Here is a 16,228-nt window from a genome sequence, read left to right on the forward strand (position 1 = left end):
CTGTCTGTCGACCCGATTACTTGAGTAGAGAAGTCATGCATCCGGTACCCGTCCGATACATACCCGGCGAACGAGACGATGACGTCGCCATCGCGGCATTCGACCAGGCAGGCCACCGTTCGACCCGCCGCAGCCGCGAGAACGAGCTGCGACAGACGCTCGCAGAGCGCGTCGCGAGATGGACCGAAGGTGTCGATCACCTCGACACGGCCATTCCCAACCTGAGCTTTCATCGAAGGGAAGCACCGACGCTGCCGATGGAATGCATGGTCGAGCCCAGCTTCGGCCTCGTCGTTCAGGGTGCGAAGCGGGTCATGCAGAGCGGGGATGCCTACATCTACGACACCGACCGCTTTCTGATCACGTCTCTCGATCTGCCCGGTTCGACGCAGATCATCGAGGCCAGCTCCGACAAACCTTTTCTCGGGCTGGGCCTCAAGCTCGATTTCCGCGTCATGGCCGAACTGATGATGCAGGTCGCGCCGGATCACGACGATGCGCCAGCAGGCCGCGGACTCGTCGTCGGCGACATGACCGAACCGCTGTACGACGCGCTGAACCGGTTGCTCGCGCTGCTGGACGACCCGAACGCCATTGCCGTTCTCGCGCCGTACATCGAGCGGGAAATCTACTATCGGCTGCTGACGAGCGACCAGGGCGCCCGGCTGCGCCAGATTGCGTCCACCGGCACTCAGTGCAACCGAGTGTCACGCGCGATCCGGTGGTTACGCGCTCACTATGACGAGTCGTTGCGCGTCGATGATCTCGCGGCGCAGGTTCAGATGAGCAGTTCGACCTTCCATCACCACTTCCGTCAACTCACCGGCATGAGTCCGTTGCAGTATCAGAAACGGATACGGCTCAACGAGGCACGTCGACTGATGCTGGCGGAGCGGCTCGACGCTGCGTCGGCGGCCTTCAGGGTCGGGTATGCGAGCCCGACCCAGTTCAACCGGGAATATAGTCGGCTATTCGGTAATTCTCCGCGAAGGGATATCGATAGCCTGCGCGGTGGCGCGGACCTCGCTCTGGCGATCGTGGCAAGTTATTGATCGTGATGGGCGACGGCTGAGATGTGCCGCTTTGGCGGAGTCCGCAAGGTGGGGGATTGGCTTCTCGCACGCGGGTCGAGTGAACGCGCTTCTCTTCCGAAGACCACGTTGTACCGGCCGCGCTCCGGATTCTTCCGCGCCCCCTCCAACGTCAGCTTCTTCTCGCGATGCTCCGCGATTCCATGAATCGGGAGCCCGACACGCGCGTTGTCACGTGACAACTGGCGCCAGATACCGGCTCACCTTGTGCTGAATTGGCGGCTCGACGCGACTCAGTGGTGCACAGATCCTCCGGCACATCGACGCTCTTCGGCGACGTCCATCGAAAAACGTATCAAAAACCACAAATCACGTATCAAATAGAACAAATCTGGCCGCGACCGCGCCAACCTTCAACGCCGGTGCGCTGAAAAAGCATACGCCCCCATTTCCGAGCACCGCAGCGCTCATTTTGCGTGAAACAGCATGAAGAATATGGCGCAAGCCATTGCCACACAAGGATTTCCAGCAAGTGCCGATTTCCAGAGAATGTTTCACGACCCGACCGTTTTGGGTTGTCACATGCCTCGGAGACATGGGTTCGGCGCCAATTGGGACCCGTATGCGCGGTAATCTAATGCATGGTGAAACCCTCCAGCGAAGGTTACTCGATACTTGCCACGAAACGAGCCCCTGCCCTATTGGCCAACACGAGAGGCAACACCAAATTCCCCTATTAAATGGGGACATATCAATGGCCTTGCGACATCTCCCCGGAGATATACCTCAGCAATCGGTCAGCGGCGGTGCGTCAGCATTTGAGCGCGCACACGACGATGGGGGAATCAAGCAACCCGCCAATCATGTCCGGACCTCGCTACTCCAAACGCTCCATTGCAACGTCGCCTGGGACGCTTCACTTTATATAGCTTCCTCCGCCCGAACTTCCAGACATCGACCTCTGTTGTCACGTGACAACTCACCGATTCACTGCCGAGCCGGGTGGACCAAAAGCTATCGGAGACACCTTTCTTCCCGAGCAATATGTCTCCTATGCAGTGAGCATCGGCCAACCGCGACTATTCCTTAATGATCACAAAGTCGCCACTGGGGTGCGCGTCGGGAGCCGTTTGTCACGTGACAACTCATCTCGTTGCCAGATAAGCGTACGCGGTCACGGGCCGCGCATCAGTAATTGAAGTGAAGCGATTTCTCCGCAGCCCAAGTCGCGATCGAATCGAAGACTTCCCCCACGACGCCCGCTAGAGGAATCGATGAGAATTGATGTCCGGCGACTTGTCACGTGACAACTGTCTGTTTCCACACTACTGACAACGTCAACGACACGGATTCGTATCGAGTTTCGAATGAGACCAACGCACGATGAGACGTCAAGTCTCTCCGCAAAAGCCTCGTTATTGATGTCGAAAACTGTCGGATTTCCTCAAATTTGTTGTTCGTTTTTTGTAGCCGTAATCGATGGGTTTTTATCGAGTCGCTACTCGCGAATAGCGCCCTGGCCATTCGGCCTATTTGTCACGTAACAACCACACGATCAATAAAATATCCACGGTATGGAACGCTTTTCTGGACATTCTGCGGATATCTGAATATATTACGCAAAACTCCTTGGAGGAATTCAATGGCTTTCAAGATCGCCGTCAGTAATCAAAAAGGTGGGACTGGAAAGACAACCATCTCCGTCAACATCGCGGCTGCATTCGAAGCCGGTGGCAACAAGGTCGCCCTGATCGATGCCGACCCTCAAGGCACTTCCGTCCGTTGGGTCACGAGTGGCGAGAACACACTCCCGATGACGGTCCTGTCGCTGGCTCCCGCCGGCCGCGGCATCGGCGGCGAGATCAAGAAGCAGGACGCGAACTTCGATGTGATCGTCGTCGACTGCCCCGGCAACCTCGAAGATCCGCGTATTGCATCCGTCCTCGAAGTGGCGGACTTCTGCCTGGTGCCGCTTTCGCCGTCGCCGGCCGATCTGTACAGCACCGTCGCGATGATCCGCATGATCGAGTCGATGCGCGCCGTTCGAAATCCTCAACTTTCTTCCGCATTGATGCTGAATAGTGTTAATGGAAAAACTAAAATGCGTGAAGAAATTTTAAAAATTCTAAGGGCTGAAGAAATAGGGGAGCATCTGCTCGACAGCCAGATCGCGCAGCGCGAGGTCTATCGTCAGACGTTCGCGCTCGGCACCACGATCCATCACCACAATCGATACCTGAAGGGCCTGAAGGAAGCCCGCGCGGAAATCGAAAGGCTGGTCACGGAAATGGCCCAATACATCGCGTCGACGCGCGCTACCGGAGCCGCCCATGGCTAAGGACACCTCGAAAGACAAGAAGCCGACCGGCAACCTGCATCTGGCAGCCGGCCTGTTGCGCGGGCTCGCGCAGGAAAATGCGGCACTCGAAACGCGGCTGCCCGAGCCGGCGGCCGCACCGGCTGCCGTCGTCGAAGCGGCGCCCGCCAGTGCCCCGGCCGCAGCCGCGCCCGCCGGTACACCCGATCTTGGCGCCCCGCAGAAGGTGCTGGTCAAGGACTGCATCCCGAACCCGTTCAACCCGCGCGTGTTCTACTCGGAATCGAGCCTGCACGAGCTCGCACTGACGTTGAAACGGGAAGGGCAGATCGAGCCGATCAAGGTCACGCGGCTCCCCGAGTTCCCCGGCAAGCTCGTCGTGATCGACGGACAACGCCGGCTGCGTGCGACGAGCATCAACGGCGACGAAACGATCAATGCGACGTTCCGCACGGATCACACGCCCGAGCAGCTCTATACGATCGCGTATCGGGCGAACCACGACCACGAACGCCAGACGATCTTCGACGATGCGGTCGCGTGGAAACGTCTCCTGGACGAGAAGGTCTTTGCCGACCAGAACACGCTGGCGGAGAAAATCGGCAAGGACAAGGCATCGATCAGCAAGACGCTGTCGCTGAACGCGTTGCCGAACACGCTGCTGGAGCGGATGGCCAGTGCGAACGACGTGGTCGGCCTGCAGGCCGCGTACTTCCTGAAGCTGATCTTCGAACGCCTGGGCGAGCCGACGGCCGACCGGCTGCTGACGGCCGTGATCGACCGGAAAAAATCCGTCCGCGATCTCGAGAATTTCCTGCGTGCGCAAAGCGACGGCGCCAAGAAGGCCGGACGCACGCGCTACAGCGTCCGTCATGACTTCGCGCTCGAATCGCGCGCGATCGGCCAATTGAAGACTTATCCGGACGGGCGTCTGGATCTGCAGCTCAAGGGCGTCGACGCATCCCACCAGGAAGCGCTTGCCGACAAGCTCAAGACCGTCATCGACGCGTACGTCGCCGATCTGGCGACGGCCACGTCAAAGTAACGCGCCACCGGCAAAAGGCCTCGCCTGCGCGCTGCGCCGCGAAGCCGGACCGCACCACGGTCCGGCGCTCGGCGCGCACGGCAGCGAGGCCTCGTTCAGTTGCCCGCGAGACTGCTTTTGAGCAGGAATTCCAGCAGGTCGTCCGAAGTCGGCTCGCCCCAGGTATCGAGCGCCAGCCATCGGAAGAAGCTGGTCTGCGCGAGCTTGCTCGCCTTCTTCTTCGGCGACAGCGTCAGGTCCTTCGAACCCGCCACCGTCTCGTTGTAACGCTCGATCAGCTTGGTCTGGTCATCGATCTCCAGCTCGCGGAAATACGCGCCGGCTTCCTCGACCTTCGCCGCCAGATACTTGTCGCGAATCTGTTCCTGCTTGCTCTGCGCGGATTCCTTCGCCGGCGCGGCCGCTTCGGTTCCCTGCCCGTCGGCCAGCGTGTAACCGTGCGTCAGCGCCTTGCGGAAGTACGCGGCGACGTTGTCGACCGGCGTCGCATTCTTCTTCGTAGTCCGATTGAGCGTATAGGCGATCGCCGCCTTGATGCGCTGCACGCCGTATTGCGTGATCAGCCGGCGCGCTTCCGAACGCGGAATGCCGAACTTCGCGACCTCCTCGACCAGCGCTTCGTTCTTGACGTCGCCGTCTTCGACCGTATCGGTGCTCTGCTTGCGCGTCACCTTGAACTGCACGGCTTCCACGCTGCGGCCGGATTTGTGTTCGATCAGCTCGAGCGTGTGGTCCGATACTTCGTTCACCTCCTGGATGCACGGCACCAGGACCTTGCTCTTGAACAGCTTGTATTCCTTGTACGACTGCGATGCCTTGTCCTGGCCGAGGATGAGGTCACGGAATTTCGGCAGCGGAATCTTCGCGGTGATGCCGATCCCTTCGTAGCGCACCGTGTTTTCCCACAGCGCGAGCGAGTGCGACCGCCGGAACTCGCGAGCGATCCGCATATCGATCAGCGCGTAGATTTCGGGATTGAGCAGTTCGCTGCGAATCTGGTCGGAGAAGCTGTACTTCAGCACCGATTGCTCGAGCTCCGCGCCGGCGAGCAGGCCCGACGCTTTCCAGACCGTCGAGCGGTCCGCGGCCAGGTAGTCCCAGTTGACGACGGTACTGATCAACGAGTTGACCGTGTCCTTCACGTACTTCGTGTTGTTGCTGTTCAACCCGCTCTCGTGCGACAGCGACGCGATCGAGATCGAGAAGCTCGTCCGGCCCGGTTCGAACGCCTCTTGCCGAAGCGCGTTCTTGATCAGCGAGCTGAACATCTTGCGCTGCTGCAGGCCGATCTTTCCCGACTTCGGCGCGATATGAATCGCCTGGACCGCCTTGCGCAGCAAGTCGGGAGGCTCGGGTGTCTGAAACAGCGAAACCTGTTTGTCTGAGCCTTTGCTTGCGGGCTTGCGCGGCATCGTGGTGTCCGGGTAAGGTTGCCTTATTGAAAGCGGACTTTATACCTTTTCGTGCCACGGAGCAACGTCCTTGCTCCAGCATCACTTTCACTATCTTCTCTAACTATCAGATATAGAAGAAAAAATTCTGGTTGCGCGATTTGTACAGAGCCCCATATCCGTCTACCTTTTGGCCAAAAATCCTCCCAAAAGCCGCTACCTTTCCGGGACGGACAGGGAAACCCGGCACAGGATTTGCCACCACGAAGGTACCCATCCATGGGGAAAATGAGCGGAATCGAGATCGCCGGGAGGACACGTGGTGCCCTGCAACACGAGCGCAGTTTTCTCCCATAACTTGCTACCTTCATCGATTCCCATAGATGGGTACCTGTCAGCATCGTCGAGAATCTTGCTTTCCATCCCGACGGTAGAAATCGCTCCCATAAACGGCAACCATTCGGTTTCCCCATAAAAGGTAACCTGTCCACGGCCTTGGCCCTGTCTATGGGAAAGCTTCACAGGGCCCTCGAGCGAAGGGCAACGAATTGATAGAGATCCGGCTCCCATAAATAGGTACCTTCGAGATTCCCCATAACTGGTTACCCAAGAAAAATCGCTGTGCACACACCCGACTACCGACCGAGAAAAGCACCCCATAAAAGGCTACCTTCATGTGTTCCCATAGACGGCTACCCAACACGATTCACGGTCGATTTCCCATAACCGGATACGTTCGCCCCATATCCACAACCCTGATTCCCCACAACCCGGTACCCCAAACCCCAAATCCACAGACCTGAGACCCCAAACCCTTCCACCTGTGCTCCCATAAATGGGTACCGAACACCGCTCAAACCCTTGCCGGACAAGGCTGTGAGCCGTCTAAAAGTAGTTAAAGAAGTAAACGTGGTTTACCAAAGATGTAAACACACGTGTGCTTGCACAGAAAGACGAACCCCATAAACCGCTACCAATGGGAGCCGTCTGTGGGATGCCACATGCGCAGATCGCTCGATTCAGGCTGACTTGGCCTCTGTCTGAAGCCTTGTTTCTGGACCACTTCAGGCCTGACAAGGCATTCCGAAGAGGTGAGTGCCCACTCACAAACACCGAAACGTAGAAACTTATGGGAGGAAATCCCCGGATTCGGCGTAGAGGTTCCCGTTTATGGGACCCAAAAACCTGCCCAGTGGCCCCCTCGGCACCTGTGATTGACCAGCGGAACGGATCCCGTCGCTTTCCGCCACAGCAGTTCGAAATCATCCTGGACTGCCTGCGAATGGTTTTTTGTACTCGCGCTGCCTCGTCCTTGGACAAGTTTTTGTCGATCGCCTGTGACGCCGCTCGACAAATTTAGCCTATGGACTGTGCCGGGAGGAATCCGCAGCGGGCTGTTTTTCATCCCCGCGTCCCATCCGTTTTTCTACCTTTGGAGCCCCCGTCCGTGAAGTCATGCTGTGCCCGTCACAGGCAACGAGAGACTCAGACCATGGCGGAAAACCGACCGGGTGCCACAATGCCGCCGCACAGAGTCCCGGGCCTCCAGGACAGGTCTTGACGGGATTCATCGAGATCGTTGCGAGCCAACGTGAAGATGCCGCCAGTGCCAAAGCTCACCGCAACCGAATTCCACGATGCTCCCGAACATGCTCACCTTCCAAAAAACCGGAATCCCGTAAAAGCTCACCGATCAGGCGGAGCACAGGTATAAGCAAGCTGTGCAGATCGCAGCGCCGTCCACATTAAGGAACCATCGATGGGAGCAAACAAGAAACGATCGGCATCCCTGTGGGACGCCTGACGCGTCGGCAAGCACGGTCGCATGGACGGACAGGCCTTCGCAGCCATGTGCACCTCCACCCGACGAGCGCTGCTCGTTCATGACAGGTTGCAGCGCATTCGTGCAATCAAACAGGCTGACGTCCTCACCGCTCGCGCAGCCTCCGCCTTTTTCGTCAGACCTGCCAGCCGACAACGAGCCTTGCGTCCACAGGTAGCCTTCTGCATCACAAGGCGGCACCGGTTGCCGGACGAATCAACTCACGCCGCAACGACGCAACGTAATTGTCTTGACCGCCGCCGAAGCGAATCGTGGTCGTTTATGGGAGGAACCGTCGCTCGCTCCGCGTCGAACGATGACGTGACGCACGGATCGACTGCTGCTGCGGTGATCGTGCAAGCACGACGATACTCACGTCGCGCACGAGCGTATCGACATCACCACCGGTGAAACAGCCGTCGGCGCCGCGCGTCGTGTCGCGTCCAACGATTCCCGTCATCGAACGCATAAGCCACGTTGTCTCCCATACGTGTATCCCCAATTCGTCGTCACGTTGACGCCACAATTTTTGCGACACGGTTATGATGCTCAAGTCCTGACCGCGACATGACGACTGGTCAGGGCAGGGGCGGTATCTCGATGGTTTTTCAAACCGTGATGGTCATCAAAAAAGAGAGTTCAGCGATGCGAATCCAGATCAGAAAACTCACGCTGGCTGCTACTGCAGCCGCTTTCCTGTTCGGCTCGGCCGTTCCGGCCTTTGCGCAGACCGACGCCGCCAGCGCGCCGGCTGCACAGGACGCCAAGGCCGCGAAGAGCGAAGCGCGCAAGGCGGCCAGGGCCAAACACAAGGCCGAGCGCAAGGCTGCGCGTGCGAAGAACACCGCCGAGCTGAAGAAACTCGAAGACGCCGGTTACAAGCCGGCGGCCAATGATCCGAACTATCCGCAGAATCTGCAGAACGCAGAGAAGAAGGCCGGCGCCGCAGCAAGCCAGTAAGTCGGTCAGCGTCGTCCGGCGGCAAGCCACGGTTCGATCCGCGGCTTGCCGCATGCGTCGCGATCGCGCGATGCACGAAGGCAAGCACGTTCCGCACGCTTATCCAATTTGATTCGGAATCCTGTGTATCGTGAAGATGTACGACACGCATGCAGGGGCGGTCAGCGTCGCTCGCCCGACGCAGTCGCGCTTCCCGTTGCCTTCAGCCAGTCCTTGAACGCGCGGACGGCGTCGTCATCCGCTCGCGCCGACGCCACATACGTGAAGTAGCGCCACGGCGGCAGCGCCGGTTCGCTGAACGGCTGCACGAGGCGGCCTTCGGCGATGTCGTCGGCGACGAGCGCGATCGGCCCCATCGCGACGCCGAGCCCGTCGAGCGCGCCTTGCAGCGTCAGGTAGAAATGCTCGAGCGTGAGCGAGTGCCGCGGGACGAGATTCGGGTGCCCGGCCGCGGCGAGCCACTCCGGCCACATGCCCGGATAGGTTGCCGCATGCAGCAGCGTGAAGCCGGCGAGATCGGCAGGCGTATCCAGCGACCGGCCCTCCAGCAACTTCGGTGCACACACCGGCAGCCGGACTTCGGACAGGAATTCCTCCGCGACGTATCCATCGATGGCCTGCGGGCCGCCGCGAACGATCAGGTCGACCTTGTCGCGCAGCTTTTCGATCGGCTCGTTCGACGTCGACAGCCGTACCTCGATGGCCGGATGCGCGACCTGGAACGACGACAGCTTCGGGACGAGCCAGCGCAGCGAGAACGTCGCGGGCGCGCTGACGCGCAGCACGCGCTGCTGTGCGTGGCCGAAGTGCTGCGCGGTGGCGAGTGCGATCCGGTCGAACGAAGCGCCGACCTCGGCGAGGTACGCGCGCCCGGCCGCAGTCAGTTCGACGCGCCGGTTATGGCGTTCGAACAGCGGCCGCCCGAGCCACGCTTCCAGTTGCTGCACGTGCCGGCTGATCGCGCCATGCGTCACGCACAGCTCGTCGGCAGCCAGCGTGAAGCTGCCGAGCCGCGCGGCGGCTTCGAATGCGCGCAGCGAATTCAATGGAGGGAGTCGTCGGGCCATTGCATCGTTTCGCGTGAAATTTACTCACACGATGGTTCAGGTTTAATCGTTTGATCGGGTGATCCGGCTCCCCCAATATGGCACACAAACGGCCGATCGGGCCGAACAAGTGTCTGAATTTCTCACATGGAGTACGGAGCATGCCGAACGTGGTGGTAGTGGGCGCCCAATGGGGTGACGAAGGCAAGGGGCGCGTCGTGGACTGGCTGGCGGCACAGGCCGATCTCGTCGCACGCTACAACGGCGGCCACAACGCGGGCCACACACTGGTCGTCGGCGGCCACACGTACAAGCTCGCGCTGCTGCCGAGCGGCATCGTGCGCGGCAAGCGCGGCGTGATCGGCAACGGCGTGGCGCTCGACCCGGAAGCGCTGCTCGCGGAAATCGGGCGGATGGCCGAGCTCGGGCTGTCGGTGACGCCGGACAACCTGTCGATCGCGGAGAACGCGACGCTGGTGCTGCCGATTCACCGTGCGATCGACCAGGCGCAGGAGCGTTTGCGCCGCGAACCCATCGGCACCACGCTGCGCGGGATCGGGCCGGCCTACGAGGACAAGGTCGGGCGTCGCGGGCTGCGCGTCGGCGATCTCGCGGAACCGGGCGGGCTCGCGGCCAAACTCGACGTGCTCGTCGACCATCACAACGCGTGGTTCCGCGGCCTGGGGCTCGACGAGTACGATCGCGACGCGATGCTGGCGACGCTGGTTGCGCTTGCACCGAAGATCCTGCCGTTCGTGCGCCCCGTCTGGGCCGACCTCAACGACGCGACCGATCGCGGCGAGCGGATTCTGTTCGAGGGTTCGCAGGCCGTGATGCTGGACATCGACTGGGGCACGTACCCGTTCGTGACGTCGTCGGGCACCGTGGCATCGGCCGCGGCGGCCGGCACCGGGCTGGGTGCCGCGAAGCTCGGCCACGTGCTGGGTGTCACGAAGGCGTATGCGACGCGGGTCGGCGGCGGCCCGTTCCTCACCGAGCTGACCGACGCCACCGGCGAAACGCTGCGTGCGCGCGGACAGGAGTTCGGCGTCAACACCGGCCGGCCGCGACGCTGCGGATGGCTCGATGCCGCGCAATTGCGCCAGGCCGTCAGGATCTCGGGCATCGATTCGCTGGCGCTCACCAAGCTCGACGTGCTCGACGGCTTCGAGTCGATCGAGCTGTGCGTCGGTTATGAATTCGACGGCGCGCGCGTCGACCATCTGCCCGCGAGCCTCGATGCGCAGTCGCGCGCGAAGCCGCTCTACGAACGGTTCGAAGGCTGGCAAGGCTCCGTGAAGGGCGTGCGCGAGCGTGCGGCACTGCCGCGGGCCGCGCAGGATTTCATCGCGCGCATCGAAGCCGTGGCGGGCGCGCCGGTTTCGATGATCACGACCGGCGCGGAGCGCGACGACACGATCGTGTTGCGCAATCCGTTCGATGCGGCGGGCGCCGCGTAACGCGCGAGACGCGAAGAGCGTCGATCGAGAGCGGGATCATGATCGACGGGTAGTTTTTGCCGACCGCTGCGGTTGGCCTGTCCTGTTGGCCTGTCGGCACCTTCGGTACGCATGGATGCCCGGCCCGGATGCCGCGCGGCGAGCGGCTCGTCAGCACGATTCGGCATCCGGATCGTGCCGCATACGGCGAACTGGACACGTCTGCAACGCTGCTGTACTGTTCCGCACAATTCGCGCCAGACCGGCGTGTGCCGGCGCCGCCGGCACCCTGGCGGCACGGCGGCGCGACGTGACACTCCCGGGGACAGGTCGATGGACACGTTACAGATGATGCGCATTTTCGTCCGGGTCGCGGAGGAGGGCAGCTTCACGAGCGCGGCTCAGCGCCTCGATATCACGACGGCCTACGCGTCGCGCTCGGTCGCGCAACTCGAAACGCATCTGCGCACGCGCCTGCTCAACCGCAGCACGCGCCGCATCGCGCTGACCGACGCCGGGCAGCGCTATCTCGACCGCTGCCAGCGCATCCTCGGCTTTATCGACGAAGCGGAAGCCGAGGCGGCCGATGCACAGGCGAAGCCGTCCGGACGGCTGCACGTTCACGCGACGACGAGCTTCGGCCAGTCCTACGTGGTGCCCGCGGTCGTACGCTACCGCGAACGCTATCCGTCGGTCGCGGTCGAGCTGACGCTGTCGCAGCACGTGCCCGACATCATCGACGAAGGCTACGACGTGTCGCTGCAGTTGAGCACGACGGAGCTGCCCGATTCCGGGCTGGTGTCGCAGCGGCTCGGCGACGTGGGCAGCGTGCTGTGCGCGTCGCCTGCCTACTTGAAGGCGCGCGGCACGCCGCGCACGGTGAGCGATCTTGAAGGGCATGCTTGCCTGCAACTCGTCACGTCGCTCTTTCCGCGCGACCGCTGGCATCTCGACGGCCCGAACGGCCGCGAAACGTTCGAACTGACGGTGCCGGATTTCCAGGTGAATATCGCCGATGCGCTCGGCGCCGCGCTGCGCGCGGGGCTCGGGATCGGCTCGCTGCCGATATCGGCTGCGCTGCCCGCGCTCGCGAGCGGCGCGCTGGTGCGCGTGCTGCCCGATTACCGGCTGCAGAAGCTGACGGTCTATACGTTGTATGCGTCGCGTCAGTATCTCGATGCGAAGATCCGCACGTTCGTCGATTTCCTGCGGGAATGCGTGCCCGAGCTGCTGGCCGCCGACGAGGCTGCGTTGAACGCTTGCTGCGCGTCCCGTCATTCCTGATTCACGCAAGGTCGGTACGTGAGTGCCGCACACTGTCTTCCGGCTCAACATAAATAATTTGCAGTCCTGCGTTAAAGGCCGGCGACGAATGCATGTGCATGGACCGGTCCGGACAACGATGCCGGTGCCACCGGCATGTCCTTATGCAAACGCTTGCTTTCGATATCGAACATCGTTGGTTCGGCGGGCGGCGGCCGCCTTTTAGAATCGGTGCGACCTGCTTCATCGCATGCGCGCGCTCCGTTCGCGCCCACTTCATCGAACCCGAAACGACATGGCAGATCGATACTCCAGAACCCGCCGCCGGCTGCTTCATGCCGGCCTGGCGATCGCGGCTGGCGCCGCCGCCCACCCGGGCCTTGTGCTGGCCGGCGCGACCGGCACGCGGACGTTGCGCATCGGTTATCAGAAAGGACCGCTCAGCCTGCTGAAGGCACGCGGCACGTTGCAGGGCAAGCTCGCGACGCTCAGCGTGAACGTCACGTGGACCGAATTCCCGTCGGGCCCGCCGCAACTCGAGGCGCTGAACGCGGGATCGATCGATTTCGGCGATGTCGGCGAAGCGCCGCCGGTCTTCGCGCTCGCGGCCGGCGCGCCGCTCGTCTACTACGCGCAGACGCCGGCCGGCCCGGCAGCCGAAGCCGTGATCGTCGCGAAGGATTCGCCGGTCAAGACCTTTGCCGACCTGCGCGGCAAGCGCATCGCGCTGGTGAAGGGATCGAATACGCACTTCCTGCTGGTCCGGCTGCTGCAGGCCGCGAAGCTCGGCTATACCGACGTCACGCCGGTCTGGCTGTCGCCGTCCGATGCGCGGGCCGCATTCGAGAACCGCTCGGTCGACGCGTGGATCATCTGGGATCCGTTTCTCGCGGTGGTCCAGCAGGCATTCGGCGCGCGCATCGTCGCGGACGGCACGGGGCTCGTCGAGAACCGCAGCTACTACTTTGCATCGCGCACGTATGCGCAGCGCAATGCCGACGTGCTCGACGCGGTCGTGTCGGAACTGGCGACGGTCCAGCGCTGGCTCGATGCGAACCGCGCGCAGGGCGCGGCCGAATTCTCGAAGCTGTGGGGGATTCCGGAGCCGGCCGTGGCGCTCGCGTTTCGCCGCGCACGCTTCGGTGTCGAGCCCGTCACCCGCGACACGCTCGCGTACCAGCAGCGCATCGCGGACGTGTTCTATCAGGCGGGCATCCTGCCGAAACGCGTCGACGTCAGCCTGGCTGCACCGCCCTCGCTCGCGTGAGGGTATAGCCGGCCCGACGATGGGGTTCGCGATGAGCAGCGAGCTCGCCGCGATATCCGTTCATGGTGCGACGCGCGACAGCGGCACCGCTTCGCCGCGCAGTTTCGCGACGTCGCGGCCCGGCGCGTCGCCGAACAGCCGTGCGTATTCGCGGCTGAACTGCGACGCGCTCACATAGCCGACGCTTCGGCACGCCTGTCGCGCGTCCATCGCCGCGAGGCACATCAGGCGGCGCGCCTCCTGCAGCCGCAGCACCTTCTGGCATTGCAACGGACTCATCGACGTGACCGCACGGAAGTGATGGTGGAAGGTCGACGGGCTCATCTCCACGTGTCGGGCGAGCGCGTCGACCGCCATCGGATCGAGGTAGTGGTCGCGAATCCATGCGACGGCGCGCGAGATGCGCTGGGTCGTCGAACCGGCGTCGCCGATCTGCGCGACGCGCGCGCCCGACGGGCCGCGCAGCAGCCGGATGAGGATTTCGTCGACGATCAGCGGTGCGAGCAGGTCGAGGTCGTCGGGTTGTGCGATCAGTTGCATCAGCCGCGCGACGGCGTCGACGATTTCGGGCGTCGCGTCGAGCGTGTCGAGCGCGCCGTAGTCGACGGCTTTCGGCAATCCGCGTGGAAAGACGACCGGCGTGAGCGCCGCGATGCGGCGCGGATCGAGTTCGAGTTGCGCGTAAAGGAACGGCTCGGCCGGGTTCGCGCGCGTCACGTGGCCGGTCACGGGCAGGTCGGCGGTGGCGACCAGCATCCGCGATTCGTCGATCGGGTAGGTATCGCCGCCGACCCGCATCGACTTCGCGCCTTGCCCGACGATGCTCAGGCACGCGTGGTGCACGCCGTGGTTCCACTGCGGCGACGGCGCGCAAGCGCGCGACGCGCATGCCGCGCAGCGGCAGGTCGAACATGCCGTCGTGCGGCGCGTACGCGGCGATCAGCGCCGCGAGCCGGGCCGCGGGTGACCGGGCGCGCGACCGGGCATCGTGATCCGGCGGGTTGCGCGGTTGCGGCGGCGTTCGGGCGTCGATTTCCATGTTGCGTGAGCGGTTGGCGGAGTGGGCGATGCCATGCGTGCGGCTGCGATTCGCTGTCGAGGTGCAGGCACGGCGGTCACATCGTACGGCCAGTTGCGTGCGCGGGATTGCCTAAATCTGTCCGAAATTAGCCCGATCATCCGGACCTGCAGGGTTGGCGGCCGCGTCGCCCGTCGTTGCACGGTGTGCAGCGCACAAATTCGGAAATTAAGGCAAAACAATCGCAGGATCGGGCAAGCCATTTTCCGGCGGTTTCCCTACCATTGCACCTGCTGAAGGAAATGCGATTCAGCGCGCCCGGATGATGCGGGCGACACCGTCCGTGTGATGTGCCGCCGCCGCCGGCCATGCCGCGTGCGTCGCCGCCGCGAATCGCCGGAAAAGACTCAGGACTGCTATTGAACGATCGTGCATCGGGCTTGCCGAGGCCGGTTTGCGTCCGTTGCAAGCCGGCGCGTGCGTGTCGCGAGCGTGCCGACCGACCCGGCTGAGCCGGTGTCGGTGCCGCCGCATTGGCCGGGCCGATGCGGGCCGGCTGCGGCGCGGTGTCGGGTGCAGGCATACGGGCAGTCGTCCGCGCAGGGAAATCCGGACAAATGGACCAACTTCAATCGATTCGGGCATTCGTGACGGTGGCAAGGGAAGGCGGATTTCGCCGGGCGGCGACGCGGTTGCGCGTGTCGACGGCGATGGCGAGCCGGCTGGTCGATGCGCTCGAGACGCGCCTCGGTGCGCGCCTGCTTCAACGCAGCACGAGCCACCAGTCGCTGACGGAAATCGGCGAGCTGTATCTCGCGCGCGTCGAGCGGATTCTCGGTGCGATCGACGAGATCGACGGTCGTTTCGTCGCGATGGGCAGCAAGCCGGAAGGCGTATTGCGCGTGGCCGCGCCGGTCGCGTTCGGGCTCAGCCAGTTGAGCGCGCTGCTCGATCGTTTCGTGCACCGGTTTCCGGACGTGCGGCCGACTGTGACGCTGACCGATGGCCACGTCGACCTGACCGCCGAGGACATCGACGTCGCGTTCCTGACGGATGGCATGCCGGTGTCCGGCGCCCACGCGCTGCATACGCTGGCCGCGTACGAATCCGTGCGCGTCGCGGCGCCGGGTTACGTCGCCGCGCACGGCGGCGCGGCTGCGTCGGCCGACTGGCCGGACATCGCGGCCGTGCGGCTGGAGCTGCCGGCGGCCGACGACGACCACGCGGCCGGGATTCGATCCGGCGCGACGCCCGGCAATACGGGCGTCGGTCATCTCGAGATGGCGCGGCGGCTGGCCGTGGCCGGCATGGGCGCGGCGGTGCTGCCCGCGTACCTCGTCGACGCCGATCTGGCGGCCGGCACGCTGGTGCGCGTGGCACCGGTCCACCCGCTCGCGCCCGTCACGCTGAAGCTCGCGCATGCGCGTGCCGCGCGTCTGCCGGCCGCCGCGCGCGCGTTCATCGAATTCGCCGGCGCCGCGTTTCGTCCCGCGCGCTAGCGGTCTGGCTGACCCCACGGCAACGCGAGCCCGCCGGGGCCGCGGGCTCGCCGTTCTTTTTCGGAAGCAGTTCGGCACACGAACGCTTCGCAGGGTGCAACGCACACCCGCAACACGCGTCCGCATCCGC

At 63.2% G+C, this 16,228-nt stretch carries 11 protein-coding genes; 8 read left to right on the plus strand and 3 right to left on the minus strand.

All coding sequences use genetic code 11. The features are described 5' to 3' along the window. Positions 1-35: 35 nt before the first annotated feature. The 3 genes from HWX03_RS07380 to HWX03_RS07390 all read left to right on the plus strand — a co-directional run bounded on the left by HWX03_RS07380 (position 36) and on the right by HWX03_RS07390 (position 4,393). Positions 36-1,052 (plus strand): AraC family transcriptional regulator, encoded by a 1,017-nt coding sequence (locus HWX03_RS07380; RefSeq protein WP_175870846.1) that lies wholly within the window; start codon positions 36-38, stop codon positions 1,050-1,052. A 1,621-nt stretch (positions 1,053-2,673) separates the two neighbouring features. After that, positions 2,674-3,369: a ParA family protein gene (locus HWX03_RS07385; RefSeq protein ID WP_006489070.1), complete on the plus strand. Its 696-nt coding sequence runs from the start codon at positions 2,674-2,676 to the stop codon at positions 3,367-3,369. Then, the gene (locus tag HWX03_RS07390; protein ID WP_175870847.1) at positions 3,362-4,393 is read left to right on the plus strand and encodes a ParB/RepB/Spo0J family partition protein; all 1,032 of its coding nucleotides are present in this window, start codon (positions 3,362-3,364) and stop codon (positions 4,391-4,393) included. Before HWX03_RS07385 ends, HWX03_RS07390 begins: the two co-directional genes overlap by 8 nt. A 95-nt stretch (positions 4,394-4,488) precedes the next feature. Here the strand turns inward: HWX03_RS07390 and HWX03_RS07395 are convergent, their stop codons facing one another. Beyond that, the gene (locus HWX03_RS07395) at positions 4,489-5,805 is read right to left on the minus strand and encodes a replication initiation protein (protein ID WP_006480994.1); all 1,317 of its coding nucleotides are present in this window, start codon (positions 5,803-5,805) and stop codon (positions 4,489-4,491) included. Positions 5,806-8,251: 2,446 nt separating this feature from the next. Here HWX03_RS07395 and HWX03_RS07400 point away from each other — a divergent pair. Continuing rightward, a complete protein-coding gene (locus HWX03_RS07400; RefSeq protein ID WP_174431204.1) occupies positions 8,252-8,566 on the plus strand; it encodes a DUF4148 domain-containing protein in 315 nt (104 codons plus the stop codon). A 161-nt stretch (positions 8,567-8,727) separates the two neighbouring features. Here HWX03_RS07400 and gcvA read toward each other — a convergent pair whose 3' ends face one another. Beyond that, positions 8,728-9,633 (minus strand): transcriptional regulator GcvA, encoded by a 906-nt coding sequence (gcvA, locus tag HWX03_RS07405; RefSeq protein WP_174431161.1) that lies wholly within the window; start codon positions 9,631-9,633, stop codon positions 8,728-8,730. A gap of 140 nt (positions 9,634-9,773) precedes the next feature. Here gcvA and HWX03_RS07410 point away from each other — a divergent pair, with 140 nt between their 5' ends. From HWX03_RS07410 to HWX03_RS07420, 3 genes are all read left to right on the plus strand, one after another. Beyond that, positions 9,774-11,072 carry an adenylosuccinate synthase gene (locus tag HWX03_RS07410; protein WP_174386174.1) on the plus strand — a complete coding sequence of 433 codons (1,299 nt, stop codon included), beginning with the start codon at positions 9,774-9,776 and terminating at the stop codon, positions 11,070-11,072. Positions 11,073-11,384: 312 nt separating this feature from the next. Beyond that, entirely contained in the window at positions 11,385-12,335 is a 951-nt protein-coding gene (locus HWX03_RS07415) for a LysR family transcriptional regulator (protein WP_174431163.1), read from the plus strand. Positions 12,336-12,609: 274 nt separating this feature from the next. Beyond that, entirely contained in the window at positions 12,610-13,581 is a 972-nt protein-coding gene (locus HWX03_RS07420; protein WP_175870848.1) for a sulfonate ABC transporter substrate-binding protein, read from the plus strand. Between the two features lie 60 nt (positions 13,582-13,641). Here the strand turns inward: HWX03_RS07420 and HWX03_RS07425 are convergent, their stop codons facing one another. Then, positions 13,642-14,424 carry an AraC family transcriptional regulator gene (locus HWX03_RS07425; protein ID WP_244132599.1) on the minus strand — a complete coding sequence of 261 codons (783 nt, stop codon included), beginning with the start codon at positions 14,422-14,424 and terminating at the stop codon, positions 13,642-13,644. Between the two features lie 792 nt (positions 14,425-15,216). On the opposite strand from HWX03_RS07425, the gene HWX03_RS07430 reads away from it, so the two are divergent. Continuing rightward, entirely contained in the window at positions 15,217-16,098 is an 882-nt protein-coding gene (locus HWX03_RS07430; protein ID WP_175820750.1) for a LysR family transcriptional regulator, read from the plus strand. Positions 16,099-16,228: the final 130 nt, after the last annotated feature.

It is taken from the genome of Burkholderia sp. BCC0397, assembly GCF_902832865.1.
Taxonomy (GTDB): Bacteria; Pseudomonadota; Gammaproteobacteria; order Burkholderiales; family Burkholderiaceae; genus Burkholderia.